The 20,724-nt window shown below is 71.6% G+C and carries 13 protein-coding genes; 2 read left to right on the plus strand and 11 right to left on the minus strand.

The features are described from left to right. Window positions 1-9 precede the first annotated feature (9 nt). From FGX59_RS08835 to FGX59_RS08865, 7 genes are all read right to left on the minus strand, one after another. Window positions 10-6,237 carry an Ig-like domain-containing protein gene (locus FGX59_RS08835; protein ID WP_171060576.1) on the minus strand — a complete coding sequence of 2,076 codons (6,228 nt, stop codon included), beginning with the start codon at window positions 6,235-6,237 and terminating at the stop codon, window positions 10-12. A 412-nt stretch (window positions 6,238-6,649) separates the two neighbouring features. Beyond that, window positions 6,650-7,693, minus strand: a complete 1,044-nt coding sequence (locus tag FGX59_RS08840; protein ID WP_138466167.1) for a substrate-binding domain-containing protein — start codon at window positions 7,691-7,693, stop codon at window positions 6,650-6,652. Between the two features lie 3 nt (window positions 7,694-7,696). Further along, window positions 7,697-8,335, minus strand: a complete 639-nt coding sequence (locus tag FGX59_RS08845) for a dual specificity protein phosphatase (protein ID WP_138466168.1) — start codon at window positions 8,333-8,335, stop codon at window positions 7,697-7,699. Then, a complete protein-coding gene (locus FGX59_RS08850; RefSeq protein WP_240722336.1) occupies window positions 8,332-9,168 on the minus strand; it encodes an inositol monophosphatase family protein in 837 nt (278 codons plus the stop codon). The genes FGX59_RS08845 and FGX59_RS08850 overlap by 4 nt, the downstream gene beginning before the upstream one ends. 66 nt (window positions 9,169-9,234) lie before the next feature. Then, window positions 9,235-10,347, minus strand: a complete 1,113-nt coding sequence (locus FGX59_RS08855; RefSeq protein WP_138466169.1) for an ABC transporter substrate-binding protein — start codon at window positions 10,345-10,347, stop codon at window positions 9,235-9,237. A gap of 34 nt (window positions 10,348-10,381) precedes the next feature. Beyond that, complete coding sequence (locus tag FGX59_RS08860) at window positions 10,382-11,527, minus strand: ABC transporter ATP-binding protein (RefSeq protein ID WP_138466170.1); 1,146 nt, start codon at window positions 11,525-11,527, stop codon at window positions 10,382-10,384. A 3-nt stretch (window positions 11,528-11,530) separates the two neighbouring features. Continuing rightward, window positions 11,531-13,354, minus strand: coding sequence for an iron ABC transporter permease (locus FGX59_RS08865; protein WP_138466171.1), 1,824 nt, complete (start codon window positions 13,352-13,354; stop codon window positions 11,531-11,533). A 243-nt stretch (window positions 13,355-13,597) separates the two neighbouring features. Here FGX59_RS08865 and FGX59_RS08870 point away from each other — a divergent pair, with 243 nt between their 5' ends. Further along, window positions 13,598-14,623 (plus strand): ABC transporter ATP-binding protein, encoded by a 1,026-nt coding sequence (locus FGX59_RS08870; protein WP_138466172.1) that lies wholly within the window; start codon window positions 13,598-13,600, stop codon window positions 14,621-14,623. An 81-nt stretch (window positions 14,624-14,704) separates the two neighbouring features. Here the strand turns inward: FGX59_RS08870 and FGX59_RS08875 are convergent, their stop codons facing one another. Together FGX59_RS08875 and FGX59_RS08880 are read right to left on the minus strand one after the other, a co-directional pair. Continuing rightward, the gene (locus tag FGX59_RS08875) at window positions 14,705-16,411 is read right to left on the minus strand and encodes an iron ABC transporter permease (protein ID WP_138466173.1); all 1,707 of its coding nucleotides are present in this window, start codon (window positions 16,409-16,411) and stop codon (window positions 14,705-14,707) included. 65 nt (window positions 16,412-16,476) lie between these two features. Continuing rightward, the gene (locus FGX59_RS08880; protein WP_138466174.1) at window positions 16,477-17,454 is read right to left on the minus strand and encodes an ABC transporter substrate-binding protein; all 978 of its coding nucleotides are present in this window, start codon (window positions 17,452-17,454) and stop codon (window positions 16,477-16,479) included. A 318-nt stretch (window positions 17,455-17,772) separates the two neighbouring features. On the opposite strand from FGX59_RS08880, the gene FGX59_RS08885 reads away from it, so the two are divergent. Beyond that, entirely contained in the window at window positions 17,773-18,495 is a 723-nt protein-coding gene (locus FGX59_RS08885; RefSeq protein WP_206078326.1) for a bifunctional 2-polyprenyl-6-hydroxyphenol methylase/3-demethylubiquinol 3-O-methyltransferase UbiG, read from the plus strand. A 225-nt stretch (window positions 18,496-18,720) separates the two neighbouring features. Here the strand turns inward: FGX59_RS08885 and FGX59_RS08890 are convergent, their stop codons facing one another. Together FGX59_RS08890 and FGX59_RS08895 are read right to left on the minus strand one after the other, a co-directional pair. Then, on the minus strand, window positions 18,721-19,716 hold the full coding sequence (locus FGX59_RS08890) for a glycosyltransferase (RefSeq protein WP_138466176.1): 996 nt from the start codon (window positions 19,714-19,716) through the stop codon (window positions 18,721-18,723). Window positions 19,717-19,739: 23 nt separating this feature from the next. Then, window positions 19,740-20,723 carry a glycosyltransferase family 2 protein gene (locus FGX59_RS08895; protein WP_138466177.1) on the minus strand — a complete coding sequence of 328 codons (984 nt, stop codon included), beginning with the start codon at window positions 20,721-20,723 and terminating at the stop codon, window positions 19,740-19,742. Between the last annotated feature and the right edge of the window lies 1 nt (window position 20,724).

Genomic DNA, 20,724 nt, shown 5'->3' on the forward strand with positions numbered 1-20,724 from the left:
CCGGCGATCCTAGAAGCCGTTGGAGAGGTTCTCGTAGACGAGGACCTCGCCATGCGTCCAGCCGATCGAATAGATGTCCATGTCGCCGTCATTGTCGAGATCGGCAAGCTGCGCGCCGTCATGGTGCTCGTCGCCCTCGTAGACCAGGTGCTGCCCCCAGGCCGAGCCCGCGCCGTCCAGATTCTCGAAGACATGGAGCCCCAGATCGCCGGGATCCGCGGGCAGGTGCTCGCCCGCCACCACGTCCATGTCGCCGTCGCCGTCGAGATCGAAGACATCGACGCTCTGGGGATTGCCCGCCAGCTGGTTCGAGATCGCGTGCTCGGCCCAGAGCGCCTCCGGGTCCGCGCCCTGCTCGTACCAGGCCAGCGTGGTGATGCTGCTCTCGTGGCCGTAGCCCACCAGCGCGTCGAGATCGCCGTCGCTGTCCATGTCGACCAGATGGACGCGGTCGGGCTCGGCCTGGGCTGGCGGCTGGTGCAGCGCGACGCGGGTGAAGGCGCCGCCGTCATTGCGCAGCCAGTCGAAGCCGGTCAGGATGTCGTTGTCGCCGTCGCCGTCGATATCGGCCGCGTCGAGCCCCTCGCCCGAAGAGAAGGCCGAGAGCTGCGACCAGGCCCAGGTCCCGCTGGCCGGATCGTCCGGCACGGTCAGCACCTGGGTGCCGCCCGCCCCGTTCTGCCAGGACAGCACCACTTGCAAGGGCCCGCCATCGGAGAAGCGCGTCACCGTCGTGCCCTGCAGGAAGGCGCCCTCGGCATCGGCGATATTGACGTGGATGGTGAAGTTCCCCGCCCCGTCATTCTCCGCCCAGGCGAAGCTGCTATTGGCGGAACTGCCGATGCCCTGGGTGCCGAGGATGTCGAGATCGCCATCGCCGTCGAGATCGAAGACCGCGGCGAGGTTGTTCAGCGGCGCGCCGATCGCCATGCGCACCCAGTCGCCGCCGATCGTGCCCGGATTGCGGTACCACCAGCCGCCGGTGACGATGTCCAGCAGCCCGTCGCCATCGAGATCGGCGGCCTCCTCGAAGATCGCGCGATAGGGCCGGTCGCCGTCGATCACGGTGCGGTTCCAGGCATAGAGCACCGGCTCGGTCAGGGTGTTGTACCAGATGTTGATCTCGGACTCGTGGAAGCCCTTGCCGAGGATGTCGAGATCGCCGTCGCCGTCGAGATCGCCCAGCGTCGACTCGTGGTTGTCCGCACCGGTCGCGACCAGCGTCACCTCGAAGCTGCCGGTGCCGTCGCCGAACAGCGCCCAGGTCTCCGCCCCGGGATTCTGGCCGTCGAGGTTCATTTCCGCGACGAAGATGTCGAGATGCCCGTCCTCGTCGAGATCGGCGATCTCCAGGCTGTGGCCCTCGTCGACGATGGTGCCCAGCAGGTCGGTGCCCGTCCAGTTCGCCGCGACGGTCGGATCGCCCGAATAGGTGTAGAGCATCAGCGGCCCGTCGGCATCGCCGCTGGAGATCACCACGTCGAGCCGCCCGTCCTCGTCGAGATCGCCGACCGCGGTCTGCGGATAGGGGAAGCCCGCGTCGATCGTCGTTGCCAGGTAGTCCGCGCCGCCCTGCCATTTCAGCCAGTAGCCGCCGACCACGATGTCGAGGATCCCGTCGCCGTCGATATCGCCGGTATCCATCCCCTCGCTGATCGCGCCGTCGTAGATCTGCACCTTCGGCCAGAGCTGCGTGGGATCGGCCGGGATCTCGGCGAGGTAGATGCCGTTGCCCGCGCCCTTCTGGTTCCAGAAGGCGAGCTCGTCGGTGCCGTCGCCGTCGAAATCGCCGAAGGCCATGTCATGCTGCTGGTTGGCGCCGCCGGTCTTCAGGACATGGCTCTGCCAGGTGTCGCCCTCGCCGTAGAGGCCGGGATTCTCCCACCACCAGATCTCGGTCGACTTGGAATCGCCGCCCAGCACCAGGTCGAGATCGCCGTCGCCGTCGATGTCATGGACCGTGCCGCCGGCCTCGATGTCGAAGCTGCCGGGCTCGATCACCCGCTCGGCGAAGCGCCCGTCCGGCTGCTGCAGGTAGAGCGTGACCGCCGGGCCGCCCTTGCGCCCGGCGATGATGTAGTCGTCGAGCCCGTCGCCATTGGCGTCGAAGACTTGCGCGGCGGTGTATTCCGCGGTGGCCGGGCGCGGCAGCCAGCCGGTCCCGGTCGAGACCTGCCGCCAGTCCGGATCCGCGCCGGAGGCGGCCACGACGGCGAGGCTGACATCGAGGACCGCGATGGCCGTCGAGGCATGCGTGCCGTCGCTGATCGTGTAGGCGAAGGTCGCCAGCCCCTCGAAATCGGCGGGCGGCGTGTAGGCCAGCGTGCCATCGCCGCGATCGGCCAGCGTGCCCGCGCTCGGCTGCGAGAAGGACTGGAAGGCCAGCGTGTCGCCGCCGGGATCGCTGTCATTGGCCAGAAGCTCCGCGATGTCGATGACCGAGACGGCGCCCTTCGGCAGTTCGATCAGGTCGGTCACGGCGAGGGGCGCCCCCGGGACAGGGGCCAGCGCGCGCGCCGCCAGCATCGCGGCATCCGCCCCGGAGAGCGGCTGGCCATAGAGCTCGAAGCCGTGGATCACCCCGTCGAACCCTTCCGACAGCTTGTCGGCATAGCCCGGCGAGGAACTCCACTGCGTGGCGCCCAGCACCAGCGGCTCGGCATTGGCGGCGATCCCGCCGGCATAGGCGGCGGCGGCCTCGAGCGTGCCGTCGAGGAAGAGCTTCAGCCCCGCCGCGCCGAAGCTCACCGCGGCATGGTGGAAACTGCCCGCCGCGATCTGCGTCTCGGCGAGCAGCTCGTAATTGGCGCTGCCGGACTGGATCCGCAGGCCGATCCGGCCATCCTCGAGGAAGACGCCGACATGGCCGCCATCGCCGTAGCCGGAGGCGTCCTTCGACAACAGCCAGCTGCGCCCGTCGGCATTGCCGGCCTCGAAGGCGAAGGCCAGCGCGCCGTCCTCCACCGCCATCACCGGGTCATGCGGCAGGATCACGGCATCCGCGGCCGTGCCGCCGAATTCCATCGCCCCGAGCGCGAAGGCGATGCCCAGAAGGTCGGCATCGGTGACGGCGACGGTGACGGCCGCCACCGTGGCGGCGCCGTCGCTGTCCGACACCTCGACCCGGAGCGCGTAGCTGCCGGGTCCGCCGGCCGCCAGCGCCGCGGCATCCGCGACGGTCACCCGCCCGGCGGCATCGACCGAGAAGATCCCGGCCGGATCGCCCGAGAGGATGCGGTAGGACAGTGCCTGTCCCTCGGGGTCGCTGGCCCCGATGCGGCCGGCCACGCTGCCTTCGGGGGCATCGTCGTCGATGGCGAAGGCCGCGTCCGCGGCGCTTGGCGGGTCATTGACGGCGGTGACGGCCACATCGACCATGCCCGTGGAAAGCCCGCCCCGTCCGTCCGCCACCGCATAGCCGAAGCTGTCCGGCCCGGCGTAATCCGCATCCGGCGTGTAGCTGACCGTGCCGTCGGCATTGAGCACGACCGCGCCATGGGCCGCCGCGCCCACGGAGAAGACGGCCAGCGCGTCGCCCTCGGCATCGCTGTCATTCGCCGCCGGGTCGAAGCGCAGGACCATGTCCTCGCTGGTCGCCACCGCGTCGGCGCGCGCCACCGGGGCGGTGTTGCCCGCCGCCATGACCGAGACGAGCACCGCCGCCGCGGCCTCGCGGCTGCCGTCGCTGGCGGCATAGGTGAAGCTGTCGATCCCGGAAAAGCCCGCCGCGGGGGTGTAGACCAGGTCGCCGGGCTGCGGGCCCGCGGCCAGCGTCCCGTGGGCGGGCTGCGTGTAGCTGGCGAGGGACAGCAGGTCTCCGTCGGGATCGCTGTCATTGGCCAGGAGGTCGCTCGCCGCGATGGCCAGCGCCACGCCCGCGCCGGTCTGCAGATAGTCGTCCGCGGCAACCGGCGGCAGCCCGCCCAGATCCTCGCCGAGGATCGGATCGGCGGCGGATTCGAACCAGTCGAACATCGAGACGAAGCCCGGCGGCGTCTCGTCATTGCGCCCGGTGCTGCCGGCGAAGGGGCCGATCTGCGCGGGGACGAGATCGCTCTGGAGCGTGATCGCCGTGATCCAGTCCGTGCCGTCGGCGGAATGCTCGAAGCGGAATTCGGTGCCGGTGCGGGTGATCCGCAGGAACAGCGCGTCGCCCGGCGCCACCGGCTCGCGATAGGGGAAGCCGCGCGAGACCCCGTCGACATCGCCGACCAGCAGGTAGAGGCCGCCCGGCGTATAGGCGATGTCGAAGCGGAACCAGCGCGTGTCGCTTTCCAGCACCAGAATCCCGTGCTCTTGGTAGATCTGGTCCGGCTCGTTGAGGAAGCGGATGGCGACCTGGAAATCCCCGTCTTCGACGGATTGCAGCAGCCGCGGCGTGGTCATCGCGCGGTAGGCATCGACGGAGACGCCCGCGGGCGAGGTGATCTGCAGCCAGGACTCGGTGCCGTCGCTTTCCAGCTCCGCCGTGCCCGCGATCCCCTCGAAGAGCCATTCCGGCCCGAGCGTGCTGCCGCTGAAATCGTCCGAGACGAGCCCGCCGGCCTCGCCGCCCACCGTGACGGCGACGGTCGCGGTATCCGTGCCGCCCTTGCCGTCGGCGATCCTGTAGCCGAAGCTGTCCGTGCCGGCGAAGCCCGCGGCGGGGGTGTAGAGGATCCGCCACTGGGCATCGACCGCCGCCGTGCCATTGGCCGGCCCGCCTGCGAGCGTCACGCTCAGCGCGTCGCCGTCGGCATCGCTGTCATTGCCCAGCACCGCGACCAGGACGGCGGCGCCCTCTGCCGTGCGGGCGGTGTCGTCCGCGGCAAGGGGCGCGTCATTGACCGGCGCGACGGTCAGCCTGGCGGTCGCCAGATCCGTCCCGCCCTTGCCGTCGGTCACCCGGTAGGTGAAGCTGTCGCTGCCGTGGAAATCGGCGTCGGGCGCGTAGCTGAAGGATCCGTCGCCGTTCAGCGTCAGCGTGCCGTGCAGCGGGGCGGCGGCAAGGCGCGCGCGCAGCCCGTCGCCATCCGCATCGCTGTCATTGGCAAGCACCCCGCTCGCCAGCGCGATCGCCAGGAGCGTGTCCTCGTCCAGCGCATAGGCGTCGTCCCGCGCCACCGGCGGCGTGTTCGGATCGGCCAGGACGCTCAGCGACACCGTGGCCGTGGCCGTGCCGCCCTTGCCGTCCGCGACGGTGTAGCCGAAGCTGTCGGGCCCCGCCTCCGCGCCCGCGGCATAGGTCACGGTGCCGTCCCCATTGTCGGTGACCGTGCCGAGCGCGGCGCCCGTCACCGCGGCGATGGCGAGCGCGTCGCCATCGGCATCGCGGTCATTGCCGATCAGGTCGATGACGATCGCGCGGCCCGCGACCACGCTGCCGCCCGCGTCATCCGTTGCCACGGGCGCGTCATTGACCGGCGCCACCTCGACATCGATCCGCGACCGGGAACTCCCGCCCTGGCCGTCGCCGATGAAGGCCGTGAAGCTGTCCGTGCCGCTGAAATCGGGATCGGGCGCGTAGGTGACCAGCCCCGTGGCGGGATCATAGGCGGCGCTGCCGTGATAGGGCTGCCGGGCGAGGCCGAGGAAGACCGGCGTGCCGCCATCGGGATCGCTGTCATTCTCCAGCAGCTCCGCCGCCGCAAAGCTCAGCGGCGTGTCCTCCTGCGTGGCGTAGCTGTCGAAGCGGGGCGCGGGCGGCGCGTTCGGTGTGCCTGCCAGCGCGGCGATCTCCTCCGCCGAGAGCACGCCGGAATAGATCTCGGGATCGGCGATGGTGCCCTCGAAGGGCGCGTCGAAACCGGCCTGGCCGCTGTCGCTGGCCCAGCCGCGGCCGCCCCATTGCATGGCCTCGGCATTCAGCCGCCAGTCCATCACCAGCGTGTCGCTGGCCACCAGCACGCCATCGACCCAGAGCGCGACCCCCTCCGCGCCGAAGGTCGCGGCGATCTCGTAATCCCGTCCCGCGGCGATGCCGTCATAGGTCAGATAGACCTCGGCGCTGCCGTCCTGGAACCGCGCCTTCAGCCGGTCGCCGTCGAGGAACACCGCGAAATGGTTGCCGCCGCCGCCATAGCCGTAGGCATCCTTCGAGAACAGCCCCTGCTGGCCATCGGTATCCGCGGCATTGAAGGAGAAGGCGACGCTGCCCTCCGCGATTTCGAAGGCCGCGTCATGTCCGAATTCCAGCACGTCGCCCGGCGCGCCGCCGAGATCGATCGTCCCGACGCCGCCGAAGATGAGATCTGCCAAGACTGTTCCCCCCGTTCCGCTTGTCCTTTGGCCGGCGCGCAAACGGGTGTGGCTGTGAAGGGACGGCCCCCGGAGGGCGTCCTCGAACGCAGCCGGGGTACGCAATCACTGGCTAAGGGCGGCCGTCCAACTCCGGTTTCCCCAAGACGGGCCCGCGCGGCTCTGCCTGCCCGGACCCGCGGCACGCCCGCCAGCTCCGCGCCCGTCCCCTCGGGACATGCGGGCGGCAGAGCGGGTGTCCAAGGGCGGGCCGCTGATATGCCCGCAAGCTTGGAGTGGCCGCCTCCCTTGCGTCAACCTTAATTGCACGGTTGCGCCAAGTTTACTGTCCGGCAAGAATCTTGCCTCCGGTCCGCCTGCCGGGCTTTTGCCCGCGCCGCCAAGGGGATCCGCGCGGCGGCGGGCGGGGGTCTCAGGGTCCCGGCGGCGGGGCGCCCTCCGGGCCGGGGCGCACGGTGGCGCGCCAGACCGGGGCGGCGGAGAGGGTGGCGACCTCGCCCGGGGCCGTTTCGCCGGTCAGCATGCGCTCGACCTCCTCGGCGATGCGGGCATAGGGCTGGGCGAAGGTGGTCAGCCCGTAGCCGCGCCAGGCGGCCTCGGGGATGTCGTCGAAGCCGATCACGCAGAGCTCGCCCGGCACGGCGAGGCCGAAATCCTGCCGCGCCGCGTCGAGGAAGCCGCAGGCCACCAGATCGGTGATGCAGAAGACGCCGTCGGGGCGGCTGCGCCCGGCCAGCAGGCTGCGCGCGGCGGCCGCGCCGTCGGCATAGTCGCTGCCCGGGCCGCGCCACAGCACCGGCTCGAGCCCGCGCGCGGCCGCCGCTTTGAGGAACATCGCCTCGCGTGCGGCCAGGCTGGGGGTGCCCTTCGACGAGCTCGCCAGCCCGATCCGGCGGCAGCCGGCCCGCAGCAGCATGTGGAGCGCGTCCTCCATCGCGTCGCGGTAGTCGATCCGCACCTGGTGGACGCCCGGCCCGGCCTCGCCGCGGTTGATCAGGATCACCTTCTGCCCGGCCTCGACGCAGCTGCGCACCATGTGCCCGGGCGGCGTGCCCGACATCACGATGCTGGCCGAGGCGCGGTAGCTCAGCGCGCGCTCCAGCGCGTCCTGCGCGCTGTCGGGATCGGCGGTGACGTTGATGACCATGGCCATCCGGCCGGCCGCCTGCAGCCGCCGGGTCAGCGCGTCGAGCAGCATCCCGTGATAGGGCCGGGTCATGTTCGAGGCCAGCAGGCAGACCGGCCGGCTCTCGTCCTTGGAGATGCCGCGGGCCAGGTGGTTGACGTGGTAGTTCAGCTCCTTCGCCGCCGCCATCACCTTGGCGCGGGTCTGCGCCGAGACGCTGGCCCCGTCGGTGAAGGTCCGCGACACGGCCGAGCGCGACACGCCCGCCAGCCGCGCGACTTCGGCGGCGGAGGCGGGGCGGGGCGGCTCGGGGCGGCGGGGCGGACGCATGGCTCAGCTCCGGGGCAGATGGGGCGCGATCATCCGCACCATATCGGCCGACCACTGGGCCGCATCAACCAGAACCTGCTTGGGCGCCTGCGGCCATTCCTGCGGCTGCAGCTCGCGGGCCACGCGGATATGGTCGATCGCCGCCTGCAGCGTCGGGTAGGTCCCGGGGCATTCCAGATGCAGGAAGAGCGCCACCAGCGTCACCGAGCGCGAGCGCCCGCCGCGGCAGTTGACCAGCACCGAGCCGCCCGCGGGCCAGGGATAGCTGGCCTTCTGCGGCAGCTCCTGCTCGATCAGCCCCTTGAGCTGGTAGTAGCCCGCCAGCAGCATGGAGGCCGGGTTGCCCGGCCCGTCGACGATGCCGAGCTTGTAGTAGCGCACCGGCCCCCAGCCGAAGGGCAGGGCGCGGGCCTCCGGGTCGGGACGGGTCGCCATGTTGATGTCGAGATTGACCGCGCAGTTCAGCACCGCGCCGATCCCGTGCGCCGCCAGCAGCGCCGGATCCGAGGCGGCCTGCTTGTTGCCGACATAGAGGCCGGTGCCGGTGCCATGCAGGTCGGCATGGACCAGGTGCATCGGCGCGCGGGCGGCATCCTCGCGGGCGAAGATGTCCTTGATGGCGGAAATGTCGAGATCGTTCACGCGGCCGGTTCCTTCAATGCGACAGGAGCGGCCGAGGCCGCGGCCAGGGCGGGGGCGAGCGCCGGGGCGGCGGCAAGGACCGGGCGCAGCGCGGCCAGACCGGCGGCGCCTGCGGGGCCCCGGGCGACGCGGCCCCCGGCCTCCTCGACCATCAGCAGCCCGGCGACGCAGTCCCAGCTGTTCATCGCGATCTCCAGATAGCCGTCCGAGCAGCCCTCGGCGACATGCGCCAGCGCCAGCCCGCCCGAGCCCGCGCGGCGGATATTGGCGCCCTCGGCCAGCACGCGGCGCTGCGCCTGCAGATAGGGGTCGACGGCATGGCGGCGCGACCAGCCCATCTCGATGCAGGCGGCGTCCATCGCCGGGGTCGCGGCGGCGCGGATCGTCCGGCCGTTCTTCGTGGCGCCGCGGCCCTTGCGGGCGAGGTAGAGGTCATCGAGCACCGGCTGGTGGATCGCGCCGAGCAGGCACTCGCCCTCGAGGCAGAAGGCCAGGATGACGCAGAAATGCGGCACGCCGCGGGCGAAATTCGCGGTGCCGTCGATCGGGTCGATCACCCAGGTGGCGCGGCCGGGCGTGCCGCCGCCCTCTTCGCCCAGGATGGCGTCCTGCGGAAAGGCGCGGGCGATCTCGCCGCGGATCAGCGCCTCGACCGCCAGATCGGTCTCGGTCAGGAAATCCTGCGGGCCCTTCATCTCGAAGCCGGCCGCGTCGCGGCGGGCAAAGCCCTCGCGGGCGCGGGCGGCGGCGCGGGGCATGAGCGCGCGCAGGAAGGCCTCGCGCGCGTCGAGGTCGATCGCGGGCGCGGCGGGAATTGTGTCGGTCTCGGTCAATTGCGGTCTTTCATCTTGCAGGGCGGGCGGGCCGGAACATCTCCGGCCCGCCCGCGGAAAGCAGGGTCACTGGGTCATCTGGCCCGCGCGGGCGAGCGCCCAGATGTCCTGCCAGTCCTGGCGGCTGGCCCAGTCGTCGCCCGAAGTGGCGGCGGCATAGCCCAGCATGCCGTCCAGATGCGCCTCCATCCCCGAGGGTTCGCCTGCGGGGATCGGGTTTTCGGGATTGGCCGAGATCTTGCCGTCGATCGCCTGCGGCGCCCAGCCCTCGGCGGTCAGCATGTAGTGGACGAAGAGCTTCGCGGCATTCGGGCTGTCGGTGCCTTCGGTGACCAGCATGAATTTCGGATAGAGCAGCCCGACCATCGGCTGCATCGAGGCGCAGATGCCGAGCTTCATGCCGTTCTCGTTCTCGCGGTACTTGGCGGTCGACATGATGCCGAGGAAGTTCTCCGTCGCGTCGGGGGCGCCCACGGCCAGCGCCACGTCGCTGTCGGAATTGGTCAGGAGCGGCTGGTTCGCGGCCAGCGCGACGACGAAGGCCTCGGTCGCGCTGTCGAATTCCGTTTCCAGCGGCGTGCCGAAATGCGCCTGGTAGGCGGCGGCGATCTCGGCGTCATGGTGCATGGCGAGCTGGTTGAACCAGTCGGTGTACATCGACTTGGCCAGCGGATCGGGCATCGAGACGCGGCCCTGCCAGGCGGGCTCGGTCAGCGCCCAGATGTTGTCGACCGGGCAGGCGTCGTTCAGCGCGGTGTTGTAGGTCCAGACCACCGGCTCGCGCGAGACGATCAGCGGCGACTGCAGGCCGGGCGCGATCTTGGCCGCCATGTCCTCGGGCAGGTAGCTTGCGGCATAGCCCGGTTCGATCAGCTGCGCGGTGGCGGCGGGCAGGTCGGAGACCAGCACCACGTCGGCCTGCACGTTTTCGGCCTGCGCCTCGCCCGCGACGATCTTGATGGTGGCGGCGGCCTTCGATTTGATGCCCGTCGCCTCCAGCCCGTACTTGGCGGCGAAGGCCTCGGCCTGCTCGCGGATCTTGCCGGTGGAGTCGTAGACGGTCAGCGCGGGCTCGGATTTCGCCGCCGCGAGCAGGGCGGCCTCGTCGAAGCCCCCGGCCAGCACGGGCGCGGCCAGCGCGGTGGAGAAGAGCAGGGCGGTCGCCAGGGTCGTTTTCATGTCGCGATCCTATCGGAATGGAGAAGGGGGATGGTCAGGCCGGCCCCGCGGCAGCGCGGGAGCGGAGGGGCGCGTCTGCGGGGGACGCGCTCGGGTCCCGGCTGCCGGCGAGCCGCCGGCCTTCGGGACAGAAGAGGTGCAGCGCCTCGGGGCGGGGCTCCAGGTAGACCGCGTCGCCCGGCCGCCAGGCGGGCGGGGACTGCGTGGTGTGGATCAGCGGCCGCGGGCCGGAGGCGTCGGCGCAGCGCATCTCGATCAGCCAGGCGCCGCCGGTGGGCAGGATCGCCTCGATCATCGCGGGCACCGCGCCGGGCCGCTCGCGGCTGCCGAGCACCATGCCCTCGGGGCGCAGCCCCAGCGTCGCGCCCGCGGGCAGCGCGGCATGGCGCGCCGCGCCGGTCAGCGCGCGGGCGGTGTCGCAGTCGGCGGGCATCAGGTTGATCGGCGGGTTGCCGATGAACTCGGCCACGAAGCGGTTGGCGGGGCGGCTGTAGATCTCGTCGGGCTGCCCGTATTGCTGCAGCCGGCCCTTCGACATCACCGCGATATGCGTGGCCAGCGTCATCGCCTCCCACTGGTCATGGGTGACGAAGACGATGGTGGTGTCGAAATCGCGGTGCAGCCGCGCCAGCTCGGTGCGCATGGTCAGCCGCAGCGCGGCGTCGAGATTGGAGAGCGGCTCGTCGAGCAGCAGCACCCCCGGGGTCAGCGCCAGCGTCCGCGCCAGCGCCACGCGCTGCTGCTGCCCGCCGGAGAGCTGCGCCGGATAGCGGTCCTGAAGCCCCTCGATTCGCAGCGTGGCGACCATTTCGGCCACCCGCGCGCGGCGTTTCGCGGCCGGCATCCGCGCCACTTTCAGCCCGAAGGCGATGTTCTGCGCCACCGTCATGTGCGGCCAGAGCGCGTAGGACTGGAAGACCAGCCCCAGCCCGCGCTTCTCCGGCGGCACGAAAATGCCCCGGGCGATGCTGTCGAGCACGCGGCCATCGATGCGGATTTCGCCCGCGCTCAGCGTCTCCAGCCCGGCGAGCATGCGCAGGATGGTGGACTTGCCGCAGCCCGAGGGGCCGAGGATGCAGGTGAAGGACCCGTCCTCGATCCTGAGCGAGAGGCCGTCGACGGCGGGGGCGGCCCCCTTGGCGTAGCGCTTGACGAGCGTGTCGAGATGGATGGTCGGCATGGATCAGCTCTCCAGTCCCCGGGCCAGCCCGGTGCCGGTGGCGCGGTTGATCGCCAGCGTGCCCAGCAGGGCGATCAGCGCGATCATCAGCACCACGGCATTGGCGGCCTGGGTGTAGTTGTAGTCGACGAGACGCAGCGAATAGGTGGTGAGCACGTCGGTGGCGGGAACGGCGAGGATGACGAAGAGGCTGACCCCCTTGATCCCCGAGATGAAGGGCATGAGGATCGCCGTGACCAGCGCGCCCTTCTGGATCGGCAGGATGATCGCGCCCATCCGGCGCAGCCAGCCCGCCCCGGCGACGCGGGCGCTTTCCTCGACATCGCGGCCGAGCTGGGTCATCGCCGAGATCCCGGCCCGCGAGGCAAAGGGCATCTGGTCGGCGATCAGCGCCAGCAGCAGGATCCAGGGCGTGCCGTAGAGCGCCGGCAGCGGGCCGTGCGGCACCGCGAAAAGCGACAGCATGGCCGCGGCAAAGGCGATCCCCGGCACCAGATAGGGGAAGAAGGTCACCTGCCGCAGCGCCGTGCCGAGCCCGCGCAGCGGCGAGCGGGTCACGGCATAGCCCGTCAGCAGCCCCAGCAGCCCGGCGCAGAGCGAGGCGGTGCCGACGATCCGCACCGTGTTCCAGGCCGCCGCCCAGAATTCCGGGGCGCGCAGGATGCCGGTTTGCAGCGCGATCGTGCCGAGCCCGCTGCCGATCCAGTAGTCGAGGGTGAAATTCGACCACTCGAACCGCCCCGGCAGGCGCATCACCGTCGAGAGCGCCAGCGCGCCCAAAGGCAGGATCACCGCGACGAAGACCAGTCCCAGCGCCAGCGCCAGCGCCGGATAGCCCAGCAGCCCGAGGCCCTGGCGCCGCTCCATCGCGCCCTTGCCGCCGACCGTGGCGAAGCGCCGGGCCTCGCGCATCATCCAGGTGTCGAGGCTCAGCGTGACGATGCCGACCAGCATGATGACCCCGGCGAAGACCGCGGCCATGCCGCTCTGCTGGGTGTTGATCGCGCGGTAGAGCGAGGTGGCGAGCGTCTCGAACTGCACCGGCAGGCCCAGCACGTAGGGCACCGAGAACTCGCCCACCGCATCGGCGAACATCAGCAGGCAGGCCGACATCACCGCCGGGCGCATCAGCGGGAAGACGATGCGCAGCGCCACGGTGCGCCGCCCTGCGCCCAGCATCCGCCCCGCCTCCTCCAGCTGGCTGTCGAAGCGGCGCAGCGCATTGCCGACCAGCAGGATCACGAAGGGGATGAAGTTCAGCGTCATGATGACGATGGTCGGAAAGGCGCCGTAGGAGACCCAGTCGGGCAGATCCGCGCCCATCGCCTCGAACCAGCCGGGCTGGCCGCCGGTGGTGGCATTCTTGAAAAGCACCGTCCAGGCCAGGGCGAAGGTCCAGGCGGGTAGCATGAAGGGGATCACCAGGGCGGTCGCCAGCCAGCGCCGTCCGGCGAGATCCGAGCGCACCAGCAGCCAGGCCATGAGCGTGCCGATCGCCAGCGCCGCCGCCGTGGCGGTCCCGGCCACGGCCAGCGTGTTCCTCAGCGGCGTCCAGAAGATGATCTGCGACATGCGCGAGGCGAAGGCGCGGTCGAGATAGTAGCCGGTCCAGCTGCCCTCCGGGCTGCCGGTGCGGGCCGCGTCGCCGGTCTGGGTCAGGAACATGTCGGAGAAGATCGAGACCACCGGCACCACGATCAGCCCGAGAAACAGCGCCAGCAGCGCCACCCCGATCAGCAGGGTCGGATCCTGGCGGGCGACTGCGATGCGGTGGCGGAGCCTCGCGCCCCGCTGCCCTGCTGCCTCTGTGCGTGTCAGTGCCGTCATGTCGCTCCCGCCTCGTGGTTCGGGGCCGAGCTCTAGGCCGCCGAGATGACAGGGGCATGACAATTTGCAACTATGTGCAAAAAATAAAGCACTGGTATCATGCGATGATTTTCCGGCATGAATGGCCCGCTGCATGCAGGTGCCGGTCGCCAGCCTTGCGCCGCCCCGCTGCGGTCCCTGTCAAGTTCCGGTTACAGGCCTGTGGCAGAAGGCCGGACCGGCACGGCGGAAAGGGGACGGAGAATGGGAATCGACGCATGCGGGCTCGGCCGCGATTTCGGCGCGCAGACGGCGGTGGACGCGGTCAGCTTCCGGCTGGAGCCGGGTGAGCTCTTCGCCATTGTCGGCCCCTCGGGCTGCGGCAAGTCCACCCTCCTGCGGCTGATCGCGGGGCTCGAGCGGCCGAGCCGCGGCAGCCTGCGCCTCGGCGGCCGGCTGGTGGCAGGCGAGGGCGTCTTCGTCTCGCCCGAGGCGCGCGGCACCGGTGTCGTCTTCCAGTCCTACGCCCTCTGGCCGCATATGAGCGTGCTCGGCAATGTCGCCTTCCCGCTGGAAGCCTCCGGGCTGGGCCGGGCGCGCGCGGCAGAGGCGGCGCGCCCGCGCCTCGAAACAGTGGAGCTCGGGGCCCATGCGGACCGCAGGCCCGCGGAGCTCTCGGGCGGCCAGCGCCAGCGGGTGGCGCTGGCGCGCTGCCTGGCGGGCGGGGCGGCGACGATCCTGATGGACGAGCCGCTGGCCAATCTCGACCCGCATCTGCGCGACGCGATGGAGCGCGAGCTGATGCGCTTCCACCGCTCCTCCGGCGCGACGACGGTCTACATCACCCATGACCAGCGCGAGGCGATGGCCCTGGCCGACCGGATGGCGGTGATGCAGGACGGGCGCTTCCTGCAGCTCGGCGCCCCGCAGGAGCTGCATGACCGCCCGGCTTCGGCCGCGGTCGCGGGCTTCATCGGCGCGGGGTCGCTTGTCGGTGCCCTCTGGCAGGGCGGGATCGCGCGGGCCGGGGCGCTGGAGATCCCGGCAGAGGCGCAGCCGGGCCAGGCGGAGGGGCCGGTGCAGCTGCTGGTGCGTCCCGGCGCGGTGCGCCCCGATCCGGCAGGCGTGCCGGGCCGGGTCCGCGAGGCCACCTATCGCGGGGCTGTCTGGGAAGGCCTCCTCGACATGCCGGGCCTCTCCGCCCCGCTGCCGCTGGCGCTGCCGCAGCGCCTGCGCGCGGGCGAGACCCTGCCGGTCCGCGTGACCCATGGCTGGGTGCTGCCCGGCTGAGCGGCGCGGCCTCCCTCTCCCCCGCGGGGAGAGGGCCGGGGTGAGGGGGAACCGCCCCGGACCGGGAGCCTCCGGCGCCGGTCAGAACCGCCAGGGCACCACCCCGGGCGGCGCCCGCCGTCCCAGCAGATCCAAGAGCCCCATCAGCGCCACCGTCGCCGCCACCGTCACCGAGGCCATCGCCGCCGCCAGCACCGTGTCGCCGCCATCCTCGTAATTGTAGATCACCGTGCCGATCGTCTCGTTGCCGCTCGACCACAGGAGCGCCGAGACCGTCACCTCGTTATAGGCGGTCAGGAAGACCAGGATCGCCCCCGAGGCCGCGGCCGGGGCGATCAGCGGCAGGACGGTGCGGCGCAGCCGCAGCAGGTACCCCGCCCCGGCGATCCGCGCCGCCTCCTCGAGCGCCGGGTCGAGCTGCGCGACCGCCGCCGAGACCGGCTTCAGCGCGATCGCGAAGAAGGCGCAGAGATAGGCCAGGAAGATGATCCCCAGCGTGTTGTAGAGCGACAGGCCCAGCAGCGGCAGCGGCCGCAGGAAGGCGAGGATGAAGGCGACCGAGATCACCAGCCCGGGGATCGCATAGGCCGTCTCCGCCAGCCCCGCCATCGCCGTGCCGCCCTGGCGGATGCGCCGCGCCGGGGAGGCCATGAGCCGGGCGAGGACGACCGCGCCGAGCGCGCAGGCCCCTGCCGCGGCCGCCGCGGTGCCCAGCGAATTGGCGAAGGCGCGCAGCGTCACCTCCTGGCGCAGCAGCACCTCGGCGAAATTCTCCCAGGTCAGCGTCGCGCGGGTCAGCGCCACCCCGTAGGTCGGCACCAGCGCGGTCGCGAAGAGCGCGCAGAAGGGCAGGACCAGCGTCCCCAGCACCAGGAGCCCGAGCGCCGCCTCGGCCGGCAGCCGTCCGCGCCCGAGCGCGATCCGCAGCGGCGCCTGTGCCCTCCCGGCCAGCGCGCTGCCCGCCCGCCGCAGGAGCCGCGACTGCAGGAGCAGCACCGCCACGGCCACCGCCCCGAGCAGCGCCGCCAGCACGGCAACATCCGACAGAACGCTCGGGCCGAAGCTCGCCAGCCGCTGCCAGATCAGCACCGGCAGAGTGATGTAGCGCGCCGGAATGCCCAGGAGCGCCTGGATGCCGAAATTGCCGAGCGCCGAGACGAAGGCCAGCGCGGCGGCGGCGATCAGCGCGGGGGCCAGGAGCGGCAGCACGATCCGCCGCAGCAGCATCGCCGGCCGGGCGCCCGCGATCCGCGCGGCCTCCGCCAGATCCCGCGGCAGCGCGCGCAGCGCCGCCAGCACGACGAGGAAGACCAGCGGCATGTGCTGCAGGCCCAGCAGCAGGATCACGCCGCCGCGGGAATAGAGCGGATGCGTGCTGCCCAGCGGCGGCGCGAGGCCCAGCGTCTTCAAGAGCGGGCTCGACGGCCCCATCGCCTGGATCCAGGCGATGGCGGTGACATGCGGCGGGATCATCATCGGGATCAGCAGCAGGAAGGTGAAGACCCCCTTGCCGCGCAGATCCGTCAGCCCGACGAGCAGCGCCACCGCCGTGCCGAGGACCAGCGACAACAGCGCCGAAGAGGCCGCGCTGTCGAGCGAATGGAAGAGCGCCCGCAGGGTCTGGGCCCGGCCGAGCTGCCCGGCCAGCGGCGCGAGCGACAGCGCGCCCTCGGGCATGAGCGCGGTGCGCAGCAGCAGGCCCAGCGGCCAGGCGAAGAGGGCGAGGGCGGCCAGGCCCGCGATCAGCAGGACCAGCAGCTCGCCGGAGGGAAGGGGGGGCCGTTTCATGGCGGCTCTTCTCCGGTGCGGAAGGCGGCCCGGCGGGAGGCTCCCGCGCGGGCCGGGACGGCGGATCAGCCGCCGAAGATCTCGGTGAACATCTCCTTGGCGGCCCGGTCTCCGGCCAGCGCCGCGGCCGGGTCGAAGGGCAGGAGCCTGATCTCCTCCACCGGCGGGAAGCCCTCGGGCGGGGTCACGCCCGGCATGGCGGGCAGGTAGCCCATCGAGGAGGCCAGCTCCTGGCCCTCGCGCGAGATCAGGAAATCGACGAAGGCCTTCGCCGCCTCGGGGTTCTGCGCGGTCGACAGGATCGCCACCGGCTCGGTCACGGCCGAGACGCCCTCCTCGGGGAAGACGAACGCCACCGGCGCGCCCTTGGCCTTCTCGCGGATCGGCAGGTAGTCGACGACGAAGCCGTAGAGCTTCTCGCCGCCGGCGACCGCCTGGTAGGTGCCGCCATTGCCGCCCTGCGGATTGGCGCCCTGCGCGGCCAGCGCGCGGTAGTAGTCCCAGCCGAGGTCGTCATCGGCGGTGATCGCATCCATGTGGATCGTCGCCGCGCCCGAGGTCAGCGGCGAGGGCATGGCCAGCCGGTCCTTCGCCTCGGGCTTCAGCAGGTCCCGGTAGGAGGCGGGGACCATCGGCGCGCCGGTATTGTAGACGATGCCGGTGGTGATCAACTTGGTCGAGAAATAATGGCCCTCGGGATCCATCAGCCCGTCGCCATAGGCCGAGACATCCGCCCCGGGATAGGCCATCAGCCGCCCCTCGGCCTCGAGCCCCTCCATGGTGACGCTGTCGGCGATCAGCAGAACGTCGGGCTGCGGCGCGCCGGCGGCGAATTCGGCGCGCAGCTTGGCCATGATCTTGGTGGTGCCGTCTCGGATCCACTCGACCTCGACGCCGGGATGGGCGGCCTCGAAGGCATCGACAGTGGCCTGGGCATCGGCATTGGGCTGCGAGGTGTAGAGCACCAGCCTGCCCGTGGCGTCCTGGGCGAGGGCGGAGCTGGAGAGCAGGGCGGCGGCGAGGCCGGCGAGGGCGAGGCGCATGGGGGATCCCTTTCGGTCGCGGTTGCAGTCCGGCAGCCGGTAGCAGCGGATCGTGACAGGAATGAAACAGCCGGGGGATTTTCCGCCGCGCCATGCGGCCACGGGCGGCCACGGGCGACCGGCGCCGGGCGCAGTGTGTCCTTGCGGAGCACGTCGCGGACGGATCGCCTGCGGCCTGACGGATCGCCTTGATTCCGAAGGTATTAAGATGCGAAGGATCGTTGGAATCAGGGGCGGCTCCGGGAGGAAAGACAGGCCGGGGCCGCTGCCGGAGTGCAGTGCTAGTGGGCGTTCAGCCCAGTTCAGGGGCGAATGCAGGTGAAACGGAACGTCGGATCGCGCGGGGTCTTCGGACCGCAGACTGGGGGCAAGCTCGAGGACATGGTCCGGGCCCTGCCGGAACGGGCCGAAGTGCTCGACTATGGCTGCTTCGGCTTCGACCTGCACAAGCGCGCCTCCGCCCTGCGCGGCGACTTGCGCCACTACGCGGCCGATTTCAAGGAGCCCGACACCCGCCCCGAGGGCGTCGAATTCGGGCTGCTCGACTACGAGACCTCGCGGACGGTCTTCGAGGATGACAGCTTCGATTTCGTCGTCGCCTCGCATGTGATCGAGCATGTCCAGAACCCGACCGTGTTCTTCCAGGAGCTGATGCGCATCTGCAAGCCGGGCGGGCTGGCCTATATCGAGTCGCCCTCGGACAATGCCGCCCTGGTCAAGAGCGATCCGGACTACCGCAACAGGAACTTCTTCTCCTTCTGGGACGATCCCACCCATGTCCGGCCCTGGAGCCCGGCGGCCTTCTACCGGCTGGCGCTGTCCTTCGGCTGCGAGCTGCAGGACAGCCGGTATATCGGCGGGATCGCCGACAAGGTCGTGCTGCCCTTCGCGCGGGCGGCCAAGGCGGCCGGGATCATGGCGGGGGATATCACGCCCTATGTCTGGCGGGCGAACCGCTGGGCCTGCTACGGCGCCTTCCGCAAGCCCGAGGGGATGCGCGGCGCGCCGGGCTACGGCTATGTCTCGCTGAAACCGGACTGAGCCCTCCGGGAGGGGACAGGGACCAGCCGGACCGCGTGCATGCGAGTCTTGGGGGGAACTCTTCTTGCCGCCCGACTGGTCCCATCCTCGCCGGCGGCCGGAACCGCCGGCAGAGCTCGGGTTTTGGGACTTGGGGTCCGAGCCGCGCCATGAGCGCGACCGGCAGCAGCGGCCTGGGCCGCTGAGCGCGCGGGCGGCGTATCGGCACCGCCCGCACGCGGGGGATTACGCTTCGGCCAGCTCCGCCGCGGGCACTTCGGCCAGCAGCAGGCGCCAGCCGGCCGCGGTCGCGGCTTCGGCAAAGGCAGCGCGGCCCAGGGGGACGGGGGCGCTGCGGCCTTCGGCCAGGGCGAGGATCGCCTCGCGCCAGGCGGCCGGGGTCTGTTCCGCCACGGCGATCGCGCCGGCGGCGGCATGGTCGCAGAGCCCGTCGACCGGCGCGGCCAGCAGCGGACGGCCCGCGGCCATCGCCTCCAGCGCGACCAGGCCATAGGGCTCCCAGCGGGACGGCATGGCCACGGCATCCGCCCCGGCCAGCGCCGTGGCGACATCCTCGGCGAAGCCCTTGAAGACGATCCGCGGATCGCCCGCGGCGATCTCCTCGAGGCGGGCGCGCTCGGGCCCGTCGCCGATCAGGTGCAGGCGCAGCTCGGGGCCGGGCACTTCGCGGAAGGCGCGCAGCAGCAGGTCGAAGCCCTTCTGGCGGTCGAAGCGGCCGATCGCGGCCAGCACCCGCAGCGGGCCCTCGGGCCGCGGCAGCGCGCGGAACGGCGCGAGATCGACGCAGGGCGGGATCACGGTCAGCGCCTCGGGCGCGACCAGGCCGCGCCGCTCCAGCCAGCGGCCCTGGGTGCCGCTGACCGCCACGACCTGGTCGAAGAGCGCATAGGCGGTCTTCAGCAGCGTGCGGAAGCGGCGGCGCGAGCGGACGTTATGCGCGGTGAACCCGGCCGAGTAGCTGTGCTCGACATGGATCAGCCGCCGGTCGGCCGTGCGGGCGCGCAGCGCGATCAGCCCGGGCAGGCCGCGCCAGCTGATGGCCAGGTGCGAGACGATCACGTCGGCGCCCGAGAGGTCGGTGGCCGCCGGACGGCTGCGCGAGACGTGGCGGATCTCGTGCCGGGCGAGGCGGGACATCGCCGGATCGGCGGCGATGAAGTCGAGATAGCGGGTGACGCCGCCGGGATTGCGGTCATCGACGAGGTGGAGGACGGTCTGCATCGGCTTTCTCCTCGGGTTCCGGCTCAGCGGCTGCGGTGGCGGACGGGGACGGGCTGGAGCGCGGCGATCGCGCCGGGCCCGGCCAGGGACAGGAACAGGGCCGCCGCGGCGGTGACGGCGGTCTTGACGGGTTCCTCGGCCAGCGGCCGCAGCGAGGCGGCGAAGGACCGGGCGAGAAGCGCGCGCGCCTGGGTGGCGTCGCCGGCGCTGACCGCGCGGCGCGCCAGGTAGCGCAGCTGGTAGGCGCGGGCGGCCGGGGCGCGGCGGGCGAAGAAGTCCGGCGCGGCGGGCTCCAGCTTGGCGACCATGCGCTCCCAGGCGTCGAACTGGCGGCCGGTTGCCGCCGAGAGGCCGCCGCCGGCGATGCGGTAGCAGGTCAGCAGCCCGGGCACGCCCTCGATTTCCCAGTCGGTGGTCAGCGCCAGGCGCAGCCAGCACTCGATGTCCTCGGACTGGCGGAAGCTCTCGTCGAACCACCAGTCGCGCAGGGTCTCGTCCGCCGGGCGGAAGGCGATCGCGTCGAGCGCCTCGCGGCGCAGCACCGGCGCCGAGCCGTTGCCGACCGGGTTGCGCAGGAAGACATGCGCGGCGGTGATGCCCGCGAGGCGCGGCCGCTGGGCGCTGCGCAGCCGGGTGCCGGTCTCGTCGATCAGCGCCGAGCCGGAGAAGCTGAGCCCGACCTCGGGGCGCGTCTCGAGATGGCGGACATGCGCGGCCAGCTTGCCCGGGCGCCAAAGGTCGTCGGCATCGCAGAAGCCGATATAGCGTCCGCGCGCGGCGGCGATGCCGCTGTTGCGGGCACCGGCCAGGCCGCGGTTCGGCTGCTGCACCAGGCGGATGCGGCGGTCGCCGAAGGCGCGCGCGATGGCGGCGGTGCGGTCGGTGGAGCCGTCGTCGACAACGACGATCTCGTAATCGGAGAAGGTCTGCGCGAGCAGGCTCGACAGGGTTTCGGGCAGCGTCGCGGCAGCGTTGTAGGCGGGCACGACGATCGAAGCGATAGGCATG

Source organism: Poseidonocella sp. HB161398, assembly GCF_005870025.1.
Lineage (GTDB): Bacteria > Pseudomonadota > Alphaproteobacteria > Rhodobacterales > Rhodobacteraceae > Mangrovicoccus.

Excerpts from the sequence above, each read along its gene's own strand:
- FGX59_RS08840 (WP_138466167.1), bottom strand. The coding sequence starts at position 7,693 with ATGCGTCCGCCCCGCCGCCCCGAGCCGCCCCGCCCCGCCTCCGCCGCC.
- FGX59_RS08855 (WP_138466169.1), bottom strand. The coding sequence starts at position 10,347 with ATGAAAACGACCCTGGCGACCGCCCTGCTCTTCTCCACCGCGCTGGCC.
- FGX59_RS08860 (WP_138466170.1), bottom strand. The coding sequence starts at position 11,527 with ATGCCGACCATCCATCTCGACACGCTCGTCAAGCGCTACGCCAAGGGG.
- FGX59_RS08865 (WP_138466171.1), bottom strand. The coding sequence starts at position 13,354 with ATGACGGCACTGACACGCACAGAGGCAGCAGGGCAGCGGGGCGCGAGG.
- FGX59_RS08870 (WP_138466172.1), top strand. The coding sequence starts at position 13,598 with ATGGGAATCGACGCATGCGGGCTCGGCCGCGATTTCGGCGCGCAGACG.
- FGX59_RS08875 (WP_138466173.1), bottom strand. The coding sequence starts at position 16,411 with ATGAAACGGCCCCCCCTTCCCTCCGGCGAGCTGCTGGTCCTGCTGATC.
- FGX59_RS08880 (WP_138466174.1), bottom strand. The coding sequence starts at position 17,454 with ATGCGCCTCGCCCTCGCCGGCCTCGCCGCCGCCCTGCTCTCCAGCTCC.
- FGX59_RS08890 (WP_138466176.1), bottom strand. The coding sequence starts at position 19,716 with ATGCAGACCGTCCTCCACCTCGTCGATGACCGCAATCCCGGCGGCGTC.
- FGX59_RS08895 (WP_138466177.1), bottom strand. The coding sequence starts at position 20,723 with ATGCCTATCGCTTCGATCGTCGTGCCCGCCTACAACGCTGCCGCGACG.